This window comes from Pseudomonas sp. HC1(2025) (genome assembly GCF_058742075.1).
In genome coordinates this window covers 12,154-27,015 of the sequence record NZ_CP196017.1, presented here as the reverse complement: position 1 = coordinate 27,015, position 14,862 = coordinate 12,154, and the positions used below count along the sequence as shown (strand labels likewise).

The following is a 14,862-nucleotide window of genomic DNA, read 5'->3' as shown; positions in this document are numbered from 1 at the left end:
ATCGCAGGCAAGCCAGCTCCTACAGTTGATCTTCAGTGGCCTGCCAACTGCCGACGTAACTCGGCCAGCACCGGCGCCGAATCCGGCCGTACACCGCGCCACAGGTAGAAGGCTTCCGCCGCCTGCTCCACCAGCATGCCCAAGCCATCCATCGCCACCGCCGCAGCGTGTTCAGTGGCCCAGCGGCAGAAGGCGGTCGGCTCCTTGGCGTACATCATGTCGTAGCAAAAGGTCTTGCCCGGTTCAATCAGGCTGCTGGCAATCGGCGGTACATCGCCTGACAGGCTCGCGGAGGTGGCGTTGATGATCAGGTCCACCGGTTCACTCAGCCAGTCGAAACCACTGGCGGAGACCGGCCCCAGGTCATCGAACAGTTCGGCCAGCCGCTCGGCCTTTTCCACGGTGCGGTTGGCGATGATCAGCGAGGCGGGCTGTTGCGCCAGCAGTGGCTCCAGTGCACCGCGTACCGCGCCGCCGGCACCGAGCAGCAGGATGCGCTTGCCGGCCAGGCTCAGGCCGGCGTTGACGGTCAAGTCGCGCACCAGGCCGGCGCCATCGGTGTTATCGCCCAGCAGGCTGCCATCGGCCAGCTTGCTCAAGGTATTCACCGCGCCTGCGCGCTGCGCACGCTCGGTCAGGGCATCGGCCAGGCGGTAGGCCTCTTCCTTGAAGGGTACGGTGACGTTGGCACCGCGCCCATGCAGGAAAAATTCCTGAGCACAGCCGGTGAAATCCTCGAGCGGCGCCAGCAGGGTGCTGTAGTCCAGCGCCTGGCCGGTCTGCTCGGCAAACAGGCGATGGATCAGCGGCGATTTGCTGTGGCCGATGGGGTTGCCGAACACCACATAACGATCCATCAGCTGGCCACCTGGGGCGCAGCAAGGCCGAGCCAGTCACGGTCTTGCAGGAAGTAGTCGGTCAGGCGCGCTTCTTCGCTGCCGGCAGCGGCCTTCCAGTCATAGCTCCAGCGCACTTGCGGGGGCAACGACATCAGGATCGACTCGGTACGCCCGCCCGATTGCAGGCCAAACAGCGTGCCACGGTCATAAACCAGGTTGAATTCCACGTAGCGCCCACGGCGAAACTCCTGGAACTGGCGTTGCTGCTCGGTATAAGCCATTGCCTGGCGGCGCTGGACGATCGGCAGGTAAGCGTCGATGTAGGCGTCGCCAATCGCTCGGATAAAGGCGAAGCAGGTGTCGAAGTCCCACTCGTTCAAATCATCGAAGAACAGGCCGCCAATACCCCGGGGCTCGTTGCGATGCTTGATATGGAAGTAGCTGTCGCACCAGGCCTTGTAGCGCGGGTAAACGTCCGCGCCAAAGGGCGCGCAGGCCTGCTCGGCCACGCGGTGCCAGTGGATGCAGTCTTCTTCGTTGGCGTAGTAGGGCGTCAGGTCGAAGCCGCCACCGAACCACCACACCGGCTCTTCACCGTCTTTCTCGGCGATGAAAAATCGCACGTTGGCGTGGGACGTTGGCACATGGGGGTTATGCGGGTGGATCACCAGCGACACGCCGAGGGCTTCAAAACCACGACCGGCGAGCTCCGGGCGGTGGGCACTGGCGGACGGTGGGAGGCCGCTGCCAAAGACGTGGGAAAAGTTGACGCCGCCTTTCTCGATCACGGTCCCGTTCTCGATCACCCGCGTGCGGCCACCGCCACCGGCTGGGCGGGTCCAGGCGTCTTCGATAAAGCGCGTATGCGCCTCGAAGGTTTCCAGGGCACTGCAAATGCGGTCTTGCAGGTCGAGCAGGTAGGCTTTTACAGCCTCGGTGCGGGTAGTCATGGCATCACCTTGAATCGGGCAAAGCTACGCGAGGCCATTGGGCGTCGGCGGCAAAGGGGCGCACAGGATACCACCGCGCCGGGCACTGCCACAGTTGACGAAGGTCAAGCATAGGAGTCCGATAGGAGCCTTTCGCGAAACAGACTTGAGGACAGAACAGATGGCCAAACGTATCCAGTTCAGCGCCCATGGCGGCCCCGAAGTACTTGAGTATGTGGACTACACACCCGTGGAGCCCGGCCCACAGCAGGTTCGGGTGCGGAACAAGGCCATTGGCCTGAACTTCATCGACACCTATTACCGCAGCGGTCTGTATGCACCGCCAGCCTTGCCCTCGGGCCTGGGCGCGGAGGGCGCTGGCGTGGTGGATGCGGTGGGCAGCGCAGTCACTCAATTCAAGGTCGGCGACCGCGTGGCCTACGGCAGCGGCCCGCTGGGTGCCTACAGCGAACTGCATGTGTTGCCAGCGGCCAACCTGGTGCACCTGCCGGACGCGATCAGCTTCGAACAAGCGGCTGGCGCCATGCTCAAGGGCCTGACCGTGCAGTACCTGCTGCGCCAGACCTATGAGTTGCAAGGCGGTGAAACCATCCTGTTCCACGCCGCTGCAGGTGGCGTCGGTTCCCTGGCCTGCCAATGGGCCAAGGCCCTGGGCGTGAAGCTGATCGGTACGGTCAGTTCGCGGGAAAAAGCCGCCCTGGCCAAATCCCTCGGCGCCTGGGAAACCATCGACTACAGCCAGGAAAATGTCCCACAGCGGGTGCTGGAACTGACCGACGGCAAAAAATGCCCGGTGGTGTACGACGGCGTCGGCAAGGACACCTGGCTCGCCTCGCTGGACAGCGTGGCGCCCCGTGGCCTGCTGGTGAGTTTTGGCAATGCCTCGGGCGCGGTGGACGGGGTGAACCTGGGGATTCTGGCGGCGAAAGGCTCGCTGTACGTGACCCGGCCGACGCTGGCGACCTACGCCAACAATCCGCAGAACCTACAGGCCATGGCCGATGACCTGTTTGGCATGATCGCAAGCGGCAAGGTGCGCATTGATATCAACCAGCGCTTTTCGTTGGCGGATGCGGCGAAGGCGCAGGTGGAGTTGTCGGGGCGGCGGACGACGGGGTCGACCATTCTGTTGCCTTGAGATCTCGGTGGTTTGGCAGATCGCTATCGCGGGCAAGCCCGCTCCCACATTCGACCGATTTCCAGCATGGGAATGCGCTCGAATGTGGGAGCGGGCTTGCTCGCGATGGCCACGCCTGGGTCTCAGGACGGGCGCCGAACCTCGCCCGTCGCCAGGTCCCGAATCAAACTCGGGTTCTTGCGCCCACCCAGGCTACCGCCCAGCACCAAATCCACCTGCCCACGGAAATACTGCTCCACCCGGATCCGCGTGCGCGCTGCCGGCCGGCCTTGCGGGTTGGCCGAGGTGGAAATCAACGGGCCCACCAATGCACACAAATCCCGCACCAGCGGATGATCACTGACCCGCAATGCCACGGTGTCGTGCTTGCCGGTAATCCACTCAGGCAGCAGGTCCTGATGGGGCACCAGCCAGGTATTGGGTCCCGGCCAGGTACTGGCCATGCGGTCGATCCAGGTGTCCGGGAAGTCTTCGAACAGAAAATCGAACTGCCGGATATTGTCGGCGACCAGGATCAAGCCCTTGTCCACCGAGCGGCCCTTGATCGCCAGCAAGCGCTCCACCGCCTCTTCGTTCCATGGGTCGCAGCCCAGGCCCCACACCGCCTCGGTCGGATAGGCAATCACCGCGCCTGCGCGAATTTCTCGTGCGGCTTCTTGCACACGCCACCTGTTGACCATTACTCACTCTCCGGACTAAAGCTCTGCGCAGTTTACCGATCTTCGTTACAAAACCTAACTGCGCGCGAGCCAGCGGCCACTTTCGCAGATCACCCGGCCCTCCAGCTCCAGTTCGGTGAGGCTCGCCAACACCTGGGACAGGCTCTGCCCGCTGGCGATGGCCAGGCCTTCGCTGGTGTGGGGCGCCGCGTGCAGCAACGCCAGCAGCGGATGGGTCACCGCCACCGGCGCGGGCCGCGACAACGCCTGCCAGCCGCGCAGCCCCTCCAGGATGTGCTCGATGGTCTCCACCAGCACCGCCCCCTCACGGATCAGTTGGTGACAGCCCCTGGCCCCCGGGTGATGAATCGACCCCGGTATGGCGTACACCTCGCGGCCCTGCTCGGCCGCCAGCCGCGCGGTGATCAGCGAACCGCTGGCCACGCTGGCTTCCACCACCAGCACGCCCAGGGACAGGCCACTGATGATGCGGTTGCGTCGCGGGAAGTTGCCGGCCTGGGGCCCGGCGTCCAGCGGGAACTCGGAAACCACCGCGCTGCCCTGGGCAATCATCGCCTCGGCGAGCCGGCGGTGGCGCTGTGGATAAAAATTTTCCAGGCCGGTGCCCAACACCCCGATTGTCTGCCCCCCGACATCTAATGCCGCCTGGTGCGCCGCCCCATCGATGCCCAGGGCCAGGCCGCTGGTGATCACAAAACCGGCGCCCGCTAGGCTGCGGGAAAAGGCCGCCGCCGTATCCATTCCGGGTCGGGAAGCACGGCGGCTGCCGACCATGGCCAGCTGCGGTTTTTCCAGGATGGCGGGATTGCCGGCGACGAATAACAAGGGTGGCGCATCGCCCAACTCGGCCAGCAGGGCCGGGTAGTCGGGCTGGTCCCACATCAGCAAATGTTGGGCCGGATGCTCAAGCCAAGCCAATGCGACGCTGGCGCCATCACGCACCTGCACGCTGCGCCGGGCTTCGGCGCAGGCGGCCGGCAACCCCAGGGAGCGCCAGGCACTGGCCGGTGCGCCGATGGCTTTCGAGGCGCAACCAAAGGCCTCGATCAACGTCTTGAAACGCCTGGGCCCCAGCTCCGGCATGCGGTGCAAACGCAGGCGGGCTTCGAGCTCGGCAGGGGAAATATCTGCAGTAGGGATTGCTGACATATGATCATCCTTGATCAGGAACAAGCTGTGGATAACTCTGTTGGTAACTTATTTAGCAGGCTAATTATTGCAACTGGTTATTGCCGCCCAACCTGGCGCCCCGTTTTGAAGACGAGTAGCGATTTCCTCATGGGGGCAATCTCCTTTATTATGTCGGTTCGCGTGAAATGCCTTGGCCTTCGCGGCCTGCGAGCGTTTCACACCGGCCGTGCGGGGTGTCCCGAGGCCGATTTGCCTTTACCTCACATGTGCAGCAATTACGCTTATGGCTATTTTGAACATCCTCGAATTCCCGGACTCGCGCCTGCGCACTATCGCCAAACCGGTGGCCGTAGTGGACGACAAGGTTCGTCAGCTGGTCGATGACATGTTTGAAACAATGTATGAAGCCCCGGGCATCGGCCTCGCCGCCACCCAGGTCAACGTGCACCTGCGCGTGGTGGTCATGGACCTGTCCGAAGACCGCAGCGAACCGATGGTGTACATCAACCCGGAATTCGAGCCGCTGACCGACGAGATGGGCGAATACCAGGAAGGCTGCCTGTCGGTGCCGGAGTTCTACGAGAACGTCGAACGCCCGCTGCGCGTCAAGATCAAGGCCCTGGACCGCGACGGCAAGCCATTCGAGCTGATTGCCGAAGGCCTGCTGGCGGTGTGCATCCAGCACGAGTGCGACCACCTCAACGGCAAGCTGTTTGTCGATTACCTGTCCACGCTCAAACGCGACCGGATCAAGAAGAAACTGGAAAAGAAGCATCGCCAGCAAGCTTGATTCCCTTCTTTCAAAGGCTTGCTCCGGCAAGCCTTTTTCTTTTGTGAGACGTTTCCCATGACCGAGCCACTGCGCATCGTTTTTGCCGGCACCCCTGAATTTGCCGCCGAACACCTCAAGGCCCTGCTTGCCAGCCCTTATGAAATCGTCGCGGTGTACACCCAGCCGGATCGCCCGGCCGGCCGTGGGCAAAAACTGATGCCCAGCCCGGTCAAGCAACTGGCGCTGGAAAACGGCATCGTCGTGCTGCAACCGCCGACCCTGCGCAATGCCGAGGCCCAGGCTGAACTGGCAGCACTGAAGCCGGACCTGCTGGTGGTGGTGGCCTACGGCCTGATCCTCCCCCAAGCAGTGCTGGATATCCCGCGCCTGGGTTGCATCAACAGCCACGCCTCGCTGCTACCGCGCTGGCGCGGTGCGGCGCCGATCCAGCGCGCGGTGCAGGCCGGTGACGCACAAAGCGGCGTGACCGTGATGCGCATGGAAGCCGGCCTGGACACCGGGCCGATGCTGCTCAAGGTCACCACGCCCATCACCGCCCAAGACACCGGCGGCAGCCTGCACGACCGCCTGGCCGAGATGGGCCCGCCAGCGGTGGTCGAGGCGATTGCCGGCCTCGCGGCTGGCACCTTGCACGGTGAAGCGCAGGACGACAGCCTCGCCACCTACGCCCACAAGCTGAACAAGGACGAAGCGCGCATCGACTGGAGCCGCCCGGCCGTGGAACTGGAGCGCCTGATACGTGCCTTCAACCCGTGGCCGATCTGCCACAGCACACTCAATGGCGAAGCATTGAAAGTCCTCGCCGCCACCCTGGCCGACGGCAGCGGCGCCCCCGGTGAAATCATCGGCGCCAGCAAGGAAGGCCTGCTGGTGGCCTGCGGCGAACAGGCACTGTGTCTGACTCGTCTGCAATTGCCCGGCGGCAAGGCGCTGAACTTCAGCGACTTGTTCAACAGCCGTCGTGAGAAATTTGCCCCCGGCATCATCCTTGGAGTGGACGCTTGATGAACCCGCGTTTGGCCGCCGCCAAGGCCCTGGCCGCCGTGCTCAATGGCAAGGCTTCCCTGAACAGCTCGTTGCCGGTGCAACTGGATAAAGTCGAAGACCGCGATCGCGGCTTCACCCAGGACCTGGCCTTTGGCACCGCCCGCTGGCAGCCGCGTCTGTCGGCGCTGGCGGCCAAGTTGCTGCAAAAGCCGTTCAAGGCCGCCGATGCCGACGTCGAGGCGCTGCTCCTGGTGGGCCTCTACCAGTTGCTCTACAGCCGCGTGCCGGCCCACGCCGCCATCGGCGAAACCGTGGGGTGCGCCGACAAGCTGAAAAAGCCCTGGGCCAAGGCCTTGCTCAACGCCGTGCTGCGCCGTGCCCAGCGCGAAAGCGAGGGGTTGCTGGCCGAGCTCGAACACGACCCGGTAGTGCGCACCGCGCACCCGCGCTGGCTGCAAAAATCCCTCAAGGCATTCTGGCCAGAGCAGTGGGAAGCCATCTGCGCCGCCAACAATGCCCACCCGCCGATGATTCTGCGGGTCAATCGCCGCCATCACAGCCGCGATGCCTATCTCCAATTACTGGCAGAGGCCGGCATCAATGCCAGCGCCTGCGTGTACAGCCAGGACGGCATCGTGCTGGAGACCGCAGGCGATGTGCGTAGCCTGCCAGGCTTTGCCGAAGGCTGGATCAGCGTGCAGGACGAAGCCGCGCAACTGGCCGCCGACCTGCTCGACCTGGCACCGGGCCAGCGGGTGCTGGACGCCTGCTGCGCCCCAGGCGGCAAGACCTGCCACATCATGGAAGTGCAGCCGGGCCTGGCCGGTGTCGTCGCCGTCGACCTGGAAGCCAAGCGCCTGGTGCGCGTGCGCGAAAACCTCGCGCGCCTGGGCCTGGACGCCGAGCTGATTGCCGCCGATGGGCGCGACACCGCCGCCTGGTGGGATGGCAAGCCGTTCCAGCGCATCCTGCTGGACGCACCCTGTTCCGCCACCGGTGTGATCCGCCGTCACCCGGATATCAAGCTCACCCGCCAACCCGACGACATCGCCGCCCTGGCTGTGCTGCAAGGCGAGTTGCTGGACGCGCTGTGGCCGACGCTGGAGGTCGGTGGCATCCTGCTCTACGCCACCTGCTCGACCTTGCCGACCGAAAACACCGACGTGATCGAAGCCTTCCTCGCCCGCACCAGCGGCGCGCGGGAGTTGGACATTGCCACTACCGCCGGCATCAAGCAGCCCCACGGCCGCCAGTTGCTGGCGCAGGAAGGCGGGCACGATGGCTTCTATTACGCCAAGCTGATCAAGATTGCCGCTGCACGCGGTTGAATGGTTTTTAAGGGAGTGACCGGATGAAGATCATCATCCTTGGCGCAGGGCAGGTCGGCGGTACGCTGGCTGAGCATTTGGCCAGTGAAGCCAACGACATTACCGTGGTCGACACCGACGCCGAACGCCTGCGCGGCCTAGGCGATCGCCTGGATATCCGTACGGTCCAGGGCCGTGCCTCGTTCCCCACCGTGCTGCGCCAGGCCGGCGCCGACGATGCCGACATGCTGGTGGCGGTGACCAACAGTGACGAGACCAATATGGTCGCCTGCCAGGTCGCCCACACCCTGTTCCACACCCCGACCAAGATCGCCCGGGTGCGTGAAGCGGCCTACCTGACCCGCGCCGGCCTGTTCGACAACGACGCGATTCCGGTGGACGTGCTGATCAGCCCCGAGCAAGTGGTTACCCACTACATCAAGCGCCTGATCGAAATCCCCGGCGCGCTGCAGGTGATCGACTTTGCCGAAGGCAAGGCGCAACTGGTGGCGGTCAAGGCCTACTACGGCGGGCCGCTGGTGGGCCAGCAACTGCGCCAGCTGCGCGAACATATGCCGAATGTGGAAACCCGCGTGGCCGCGATTTTCCGTCGCGACCGGCCAATCCTGCCCCAGGGCGACACGGTGATCGAAGCCGACGACGAAGTCTTCTTCATCGCCGCCAAGGCCAATATTCGTGCCGTGATGAGCGAAATGCGCCGGCTCGACGAGAGCTACAAGCGCATCGTCATCGCCGGCGGCGGGCAGATCGGCGAGCGCCTGGCCGAGGCCATCGAAAGCCGCTACCAGGTGAAGATCATCGAGATGAACGCCGCGCGCTGCCGCTACTTGTCCGATACCCTCGACAGCACCGTGGTGCTGCAAGGCAGCGCTTCGGATCGCGACCTGCTGATGGAAGAGAACATCGCCGACGCCGATATCTTCCTGGCCCTGACCAACGACGACGAAGCCAATATCATGTCGTCGCTGCTGGCCAAGCGGCTGGGGGCGAAGAAGGTGATGACCATCATCAACAACCCGGCCTATGTGGACCTGATCCAGGGTGGCGACATCGACATTGCCATCAGCCCGCAATTGGCCACCATCGGTACCCTGCTGGCCCACGTGCGGCGCGGCGATATCGTCAGCGTGCACTCATTGCGCCGGGGGGCGGCGGAAGCCATCGAGGCGATCGCCCACGGTGACTCCAAGTCGAGCAAGGTGATCGGCCGGGCGATCCGCGATATCGGCTTGCCACCGGGCACAACCATTGGCGCGATCATCCGCGATGAAGAAGTGATCATCGCCCATGACGATACGGTGATCGCCACGGGCGATCATGTGATCCTGTTCCTGGTGGATAAAAAACATATCCGCGATGTGGAGAAGCTGTTCCACGTGGGGTTGAGCTTTTTCTGATCTGACGGAGAGACCGACATGCTCGAATCCCTGGAAAAAATGCTCGCCAAGGGTGTGGATAACTCGCTGCTGCGCTTTGGCTTGGGCAAGGGTTACCTGGATTTGAAGGACAACGCCAAGGCAGCCGAGCATTTAGGCAAGTGCGTCGGGTTTGACCCGAAGTATTCGGCGGCGTGGAAGCTGTTGGGCAAGGCGCATGCTGCGCTGGGCGATAAAAGCGCGGCACGCCAGGCATGGGAGAAGGGTATCGAAGCGGCCCAGGCCCATGGCGACAAGCAGGCCGAGAAAGAGATGACGGTGTTCCTGAAAAAACTCGATCGCCAAGCCTGAGGCACCCCTGTGGGAGCTGGCTTGCCTGCGATGCAGGCGACTCGGTCTCTCAGTGACACCGAGGCGATGCTATCGCAGGCAAGCCAGCTCCTACATTTGATCTTCGTTGCTTGCAGAGCCGGGTGTATCAGTACCAACGCGCCTCGCCCGGCGGGCGTTTCTTGAAGCGCTTCATGCTCCACATGTACTGGCTCGGGTAGGCGCCAACATAACGCTCCACCACCTTGCTCATCGCCGCGCAGGACGTGGCCGTGTCGGTGCTGTACATGTCTTCCGGCGCCGCTTCCAGGATCACTTTGTAGCCCGAGCCGTCCGGCAGCCGCAGGGCATGCAGGAACACGCCCACCGCCTTATGGCCGGCGAGCATATTCGGCACGAACTTGCTGGTCAGCGCCTGGGTGGCGAAGAACGGTACGAAGATCCCGGCCGATTCTGCCGGCTCCGGGTCAGCGGGAATCCCCACCTGGCCGCCCTTGCGCACTTCCTTGATGACGCTGAGGATGCCCTCTTTGGTCGACGCCGCCACCCGGTTGCCCAACTGCACGCGTTGCTTGCGCAGCAGGTCATCCACCGCCTTGAGCTTGGGCGGGCGATAGAAAATGATCGGTTTGCACTGGCTGCAATAGAAGTGGTTCAACACTTCCCAGTTGCCCAGGTGGCTGGTGATGCCGACCACGCCTTTGCCCGAGGCCAGGGCTTGCTGCAGCACTTCCAGGCCTTCGACTTCACGTACCAGGTCGATAGAACGCTGGGCCGGCCAGATCCAGGCGCACGCGCTCTCGGTCAGGGACTTGCCGATGTCCATCAGGCTCTGGCCGACCAGGCGCTCGCGCTCGGCCGGGTCCATGTCCGGGAAACACTTGGAGAGGTTGATCCGCACCGTGTCGCGGGAGCGGTTGGGGGTCTTCCACATGATCCAGCCAATCGCCGAACCCACGGCTTGCACGGCGCGCCAGGGCAGCAGGGCAAACAATCGCAGAGCGCCTACCAGCAAGGCGCCTTTTAACTTTTCCACAGGTCACTCCTGATCGTGTGTGGTGCGCAAAGCGGCCATTCTACCCGGCGTTGACCAAGTCCGCGTAACGGTCGCAGTCCTGGGTGTGGTCCATGACCATCCCTGAGGCCTGCATGAACGCGTAGCAGATGGTCGGCCCGACGAACGTGAAGCCGGCTTTCTTGAGGGCTTTGCTCATGGCTTCGGCCTCTGGCGTAATCGCCGGGACCTGGCTGCGATCCTTGAAGTGATTGACCTTGGGCACGCCGCCGACAAACGACCAGAGCAACCCCACCGGGTCCTCCAGCGCCAGCCAGGCCGCGGCATTGCGCCGGGTGGCATTGAGTTTCAAGCGGTTGCGCACAATGCCTGGGTCGAGCATCAACTGCTCGATCTGGGCATCGCTCAACTGCGCCAGGCGCTTTGGATCAAAACCGAACAAGACCTTTCGATAATGCTCGCGTTTGCGTAAAACGGTGATCCAGGACAGGCCCGCCTGGAACCCTTCGAGCAAAAGCAACTCGAACAAACCCTGCGCATCGCGCAGCGGCGTTCCCCACTCTTGATCGTGATAAGCCATGTACAGCGGATCTTCAGAACACCAAAAGCAGCGTGGCATAAGGCTCCAGGGAGTGGTGGCGGGGCCGAATCGGGTATACTCCCGCCCTTTAAATCGCAGCCCAAGTAACAGGTGAATTTTGTGAGCCAGCCTACGCCAGCCGTGCGTACCTTCCAAGACTTGATCCTCGCCCTCCAGCAATACTGGGCCGAGCAAGGTTGTGTGGTACTTCAGCCCTACGATATGGAAGTAGGCGCCGGCACTTTCCACACCGCAACATTCCTGCGGGCCATCGGCCCGGAAACCTGGAACGCCGCTTATGTGCAGCCCAGTCGTCGCCCGACTGACGGCCGCTACGGCGAAAACCCCAACCGCCTGCAGCACTACTATCAGTTCCAGGTGGTCCTCAAGCCCAACCCGGACAACTTCCAGGAGCTGTACCTGGGTTCGCTGAAACATGTCGGCCTGGACCCACTGGTCCACGACATCCGTTTCGTCGAAGACAACTGGGAATCGCCAACCCTCGGCGCCTGGGGCCTGGGCTGGGAAGTCTGGCTCAACGGCATGGAAGTCACGCAGTTCACCTACTTCCAGCAGGCGGGCGGCATCGAGTGCTACCCGGTGACCGGCGAAATCACCTACGGCCTGGAACGCCTGGCCATGTACCTGCAGGGTGTGGACTCGGTCTACGACCTGGTGTGGGCTGACGGCCCGTTCGGCAAAGTGACGTATGGCGATGTGTTCCACCAGAACGAAGTGGAGCAGTCGACCTACAACTTTGAACACGCCAACGTCGAGAAGCTGTTTGAACTGTTCGACTTCTACGAAAGCGAAGCCAAGCGCCTGATCGAACTGGATCAGCCGCTGCCGTTGCCAAGCTACGAAATGGTCCTGAAGGCATCCCACACCTTCAACCTGCTGGACGCCCGCCGTGCCATCTCGGTAACCGCGCGCCAGCAATACATCCTGCGTGTCCGCACCCTGGCGCGTTCCGTTGCGCAAGCCTACCTGCTGGCTCGCGCCAAGCTGGGCTTCCCGATGGCGACCCCGGATCTGCGTGATGAAGTGTTGGCTAAGCTGGAGGCTGCACAATGAGTGCTCAAGATTTCCTGGTTGAACTGGGTACCGAAGAGCTGCCACCCAAGGCCCTCAACACCCTGGCCGATGCATTTTTGGCCGGCATCGAGAAAGGCCTGCAGACTGCCGGCCTGAAGTTTGAAGCCAAGAAGGTCTACGCCGCGCCACGTCGCCTGGCAGTATTGCTGACCGCGCTGGAAACCCAGCAGCCGGACCGCAACATCAACCTCGACGGCCCGCCACGCCAGGCCGCCTTTGATGCTGAAGGCAACCCGACCCAGGCTGCCCTTGGTTTTGCCAAGAAGTGCGGCGTCGAGCTGAGCGAGATCGACCAGAGCGGCCCGAAACTGCGTTTCAGCCAAGTCATCAAGGGCAAGCCGACCGCCAGCCTGTTGCCGACTATCGTTGAAGATTCTCTCAATGACCTGCCGATCCCCAAGCGCATGCGCTGGGGTGCACGCAAGGAAGAGTTCGTACGTCCGACCCAATGGTTGGTGATGCTGCTCGGTGACGAAGTCATCGATTGCACCATCCTCGCCCAGAAGGCCGGTCGTGAGTCCCGTGGTCACCGCTTCCATCATCCTGAAGCCGTGCGCATCACCTCGCCGGCCAACTACGCCACTGACCTGCGTGCCGCCTACGTGCTGGCCGATGCCAACGAGCGTCGCGAGCTGATCAGCAAGCGCACCGAAGAGCTGGCCCGTTTGCAGGAAGGCACGGCCATCGTGCCGCCAAGCCTGCTCGATGAAGTGACCGCGTTGGTTGAATGGCCGGTGCCGCTGGTGTGCTCGTTCGAAGAGCGCTTCCTCGATGTGCCGCAAGAAGCCCTGATCACCACCATGCAGGACAACCAGAAGTATTTCTGCCTGCTGGATGTGGACGGCAAGTTGCTGCCGCGCTTTATCACCGTGGCCAACATCGAAAGCAAGGACCCGCAGCAGATCATCGCCGGTAACGAGAAAGTCGTACGCCCGCGCCTGACCGACGCCGAGTTCTTCTTCAAGCAAGACAAGAAGCAGAAGCTCGAAGACTTCAACCTGCGCCTGCAGAACGTGGTGTTCCAGGAGAAGCTGGGCAGCGTCTACGACAAGGCTGTGCGGGTTTCCAAGCTGGCGGCCTACATCGCCCCACGCATTGGCGGCGACGCTGCCTTGGCCGCACGCGCGGGCCTGCTGTGCAAATGCGACCTGGCCACCGAGATGGTCGGCGAGTTCCCGGAAATGCAAGGCGTGGCCGGTTACTACTACGCGCTCAATGACGGCGAGCCTGAAGACGTCGCCCTGGCCTTGAACGAGCAGTACATGCCGCGTGGCGCTGGCGCCGAGCTGCCAACCACCCTGACCGGTGCGGCCGTGGCCATCGCCGACAAGCTGGATACCCTGGTCGGTATCTTTGGCATCGGCATGTTGCCGACCGGCAGCAAAGACCCATATGCCCTGCGCCGTGCCGCCCTGGGCGTGCTGCGCATCCTGATCGACAAAAAGCTCGACCTCGACCTGACCCAGGCCGTGGTATTTGCCGTCGGCCAGTTTGGTGGCAAGGTCAAGCAAGCCGGCCTGGCCGAGCAAGTGCTGGAGTTCGTGTTCGACCGCCTGCGTGCGCGCTACGAAGACGAAGGCGTGGACGTTTCCGTCTACCTGTCGGTACGTGCCCTGCAACCGGGTTCGGCACTGGACTTCGACCAGCGTGTGCAAGCCGTACAAGCGTTCCGCAAGCTGCCGGAAGCGGACGCCCTGGCCGCCGTGAACAAGCGCGTGTCGAACCTGCTGAGCAAGGCCGAAGGCCTGGGCAATGCCGATGTCGACCCTGGCCTGTTTGCCGATGCCAAGGAGTTCTCGCTGAACTCGGCCATCGCCAAGGCAGAAAACGCAGTGAAGCCGCTGATCGCCGAGCGCAACTACGCCGAAGCCCTGGCGCGCCTGGCCACCTTGCGTGAGCCGGTGGATGCGTTCTTCGAGGCGGTGATGATCAATGCCGAAGATGCTGGCGTGCGGAAAAACCGCTACGCCATGCTGGCGCGCCTGCGCGGCTTGTTCGTCAACATCGCTGACATCTCGACGCTGAGCTGATCATGTTGAAACTGCTGATTCTCGATCGGGACGGGGTGATCAATTACGACTCCGACGCTTACATCAAGTCGGTGGAGGAGTGGATCCCGCTGCCCGGCTCGGTCGAGGCCATCGCGCAGTTGAGCAAGGCCGGCTGGACGGTAGCCATCGCTACCAACCAGTCCGGCATCGCCCGCGGCTACTACGACATCGCCACCCTGGACGCCATGCACGCGCGCCTGCGCGCATTGGTGGCCGAGCAGGGCGGTGAGGTGGGACTGGTGGTGTACTGCCCCCACGGGCCGGATGAGGGTTGCGATTGCCGCAAACCCAAGCCTGGCATGTTGAAAATCATTTCAGAACATTACAAGGTGCCCCTGGCTGGGATATGGTTCGTCGGGGACAGTCTCGGTGACCTGGAGGCGGCCAAAGCCGTCGACTCTCAGCCAGTTTTGGTAAAGACCGGGAAAGGCGAAAAGACCCAGGCGAAAAACCTGCCGGTCGGCACCTTGATTTTTGACGATCTGGCGGCGGTTGCCGCAGAACTTATCAACAACTAGTCGCCCTCGACTTCCTGACCAAGGATTGTTCGGGAGTGCACTTTTAACAGG

15 protein-coding genes are annotated in these 14,862 nt (G+C 63.0%); 9 read left to right on the top strand and 6 right to left on the bottom strand.

Features of this window, described 5'->3' with window-relative positions; all coding sequences use genetic code 11:
- Window positions 1–32: 32 nt before the first annotated feature.
- Window positions 33–857 (bottom strand): shikimate dehydrogenase, encoded by an 825-nt coding sequence (aroE, locus tag ACSSVH_RS00120; protein ID WP_169954081.1) that lies wholly within the window; start codon window positions 855–857, stop codon window positions 33–35.
- A complete protein-coding gene (gene hemF / locus ACSSVH_RS00115; protein WP_170042002.1) occupies window positions 857–1,789 on the bottom strand; it encodes an oxygen-dependent coproporphyrinogen oxidase in 933 nt (310 codons plus the stop codon). Before hemF ends, aroE begins: the two co-directional genes overlap by 1 nt.
- A 160-nt stretch (window positions 1,790–1,949) precedes the next feature.
- Here hemF and ACSSVH_RS00110 point away from each other — a divergent pair, with 160 nt between their 5' ends.
- Window positions 1,950–2,927: an NADPH:quinone reductase gene (locus ACSSVH_RS00110; RefSeq protein ID WP_492633916.1), complete on the top strand. Its 978-nt coding sequence runs from the start codon at window positions 1,950–1,952 to the stop codon at window positions 2,925–2,927.
- Window positions 2,928–3,049: 122 nt separating this feature from the next.
- Here the strand turns inward: ACSSVH_RS00110 and tsaC are convergent, their stop codons facing one another.
- Entirely contained in the window at window positions 3,050–3,607 is a 558-nt protein-coding gene (gene tsaC / locus ACSSVH_RS00105; protein ID WP_169954078.1) for an L-threonylcarbamoyladenylate synthase type 1 TsaC, read from the bottom strand.
- Window positions 3,608–3,661: 54 nt separating this feature from the next.
- Entirely contained in the window at window positions 3,662–4,756 is a 1,095-nt protein-coding gene (dprA, locus tag ACSSVH_RS00100; protein ID WP_492633915.1) for a DNA-processing protein DprA, read from the bottom strand.
- Window positions 4,757–5,021: 265 nt separating this feature from the next.
- Here dprA and def point away from each other — a divergent pair, with 265 nt between their 5' ends.
- From def to ACSSVH_RS00075, 5 genes are read left to right on the top strand one after another with little or no spacing between them, the layout of a single operon-like run.
- Complete coding sequence (gene def, locus ACSSVH_RS00095; protein WP_029290229.1) at window positions 5,022–5,528, top strand: peptide deformylase; 507 nt, start codon at window positions 5,022–5,024, stop codon at window positions 5,526–5,528.
- A gap of 57 nt (window positions 5,529–5,585) precedes the next feature.
- Complete coding sequence (gene fmt / locus ACSSVH_RS00090) at window positions 5,586–6,536, top strand: methionyl-tRNA formyltransferase (RefSeq protein WP_170042004.1); 951 nt, start codon at window positions 5,586–5,588, stop codon at window positions 6,534–6,536.
- Window positions 6,536–7,846, top strand: a complete 1,311-nt coding sequence (gene rsmB / locus ACSSVH_RS00085; protein ID WP_169954075.1) for a 16S rRNA (cytosine(967)-C(5))-methyltransferase RsmB — start codon at window positions 6,536–6,538, stop codon at window positions 7,844–7,846. The genes fmt and rsmB overlap by 1 nt, the downstream gene beginning before the upstream one ends.
- Before the next feature lie 23 nt (window positions 7,847–7,869).
- Window positions 7,870–9,243 carry a Trk system potassium transporter TrkA gene (gene trkA / locus ACSSVH_RS00080; RefSeq protein WP_057957876.1) on the top strand — a complete coding sequence of 458 codons (1,374 nt, stop codon included), beginning with the start codon at window positions 7,870–7,872 and terminating at the stop codon, window positions 9,241–9,243.
- 18 nt (window positions 9,244–9,261) lie between these two features.
- Window positions 9,262–9,573 carry a tetratricopeptide repeat protein gene (locus ACSSVH_RS00075; RefSeq protein ID WP_492633914.1) on the top strand — a complete coding sequence of 104 codons (312 nt, stop codon included), beginning with the start codon at window positions 9,262–9,264 and terminating at the stop codon, window positions 9,571–9,573.
- Between the two features lie 127 nt (window positions 9,574–9,700).
- On the opposite strand, the gene ACSSVH_RS00070 is transcribed toward ACSSVH_RS00075, so the two are convergent.
- Together ACSSVH_RS00070 and ACSSVH_RS00065 are read right to left on the bottom strand one after the other, a co-directional pair.
- On the bottom strand, window positions 9,701–10,588 hold the full coding sequence (locus tag ACSSVH_RS00070; RefSeq protein WP_057439284.1) for a lysophospholipid acyltransferase: 888 nt from the start codon (window positions 10,586–10,588) through the stop codon (window positions 9,701–9,703).
- 40 nt (window positions 10,589–10,628) lie between these two features.
- A complete protein-coding gene (locus ACSSVH_RS00065; RefSeq protein ID WP_169954072.1) occupies window positions 10,629–11,186 on the bottom strand; it encodes a DNA-3-methyladenine glycosylase I in 558 nt (185 codons plus the stop codon).
- Window positions 11,187–11,267: 81 nt separating this feature from the next.
- Here ACSSVH_RS00065 and glyQ point away from each other — a divergent pair, with 81 nt between their 5' ends.
- From glyQ to gmhB, 3 genes are read left to right on the top strand one after another with little or no spacing between them, the layout of a single operon-like run.
- Window positions 11,268–12,221, top strand: a complete 954-nt coding sequence (glyQ, locus tag ACSSVH_RS00060; protein WP_003213601.1) for a glycine--tRNA ligase subunit alpha — start codon at window positions 11,268–11,270, stop codon at window positions 12,219–12,221.
- A complete protein-coding gene (gene glyS, locus ACSSVH_RS00055; protein ID WP_170042006.1) occupies window positions 12,218–14,272 on the top strand; it encodes a glycine--tRNA ligase subunit beta in 2,055 nt (684 codons plus the stop codon). Before glyQ ends, glyS begins: the two co-directional genes overlap by 4 nt.
- Entirely contained in the window at window positions 14,272–14,811 is a 540-nt protein-coding gene (gene gmhB / locus ACSSVH_RS00050; RefSeq protein WP_169954151.1) for a D-glycero-beta-D-manno-heptose 1,7-bisphosphate 7-phosphatase, read from the top strand. Before glyS ends, gmhB begins: the two co-directional genes overlap by 1 nt.
- The last annotated feature ends 51 nt before the right edge of the window (window positions 14,812–14,862 follow it).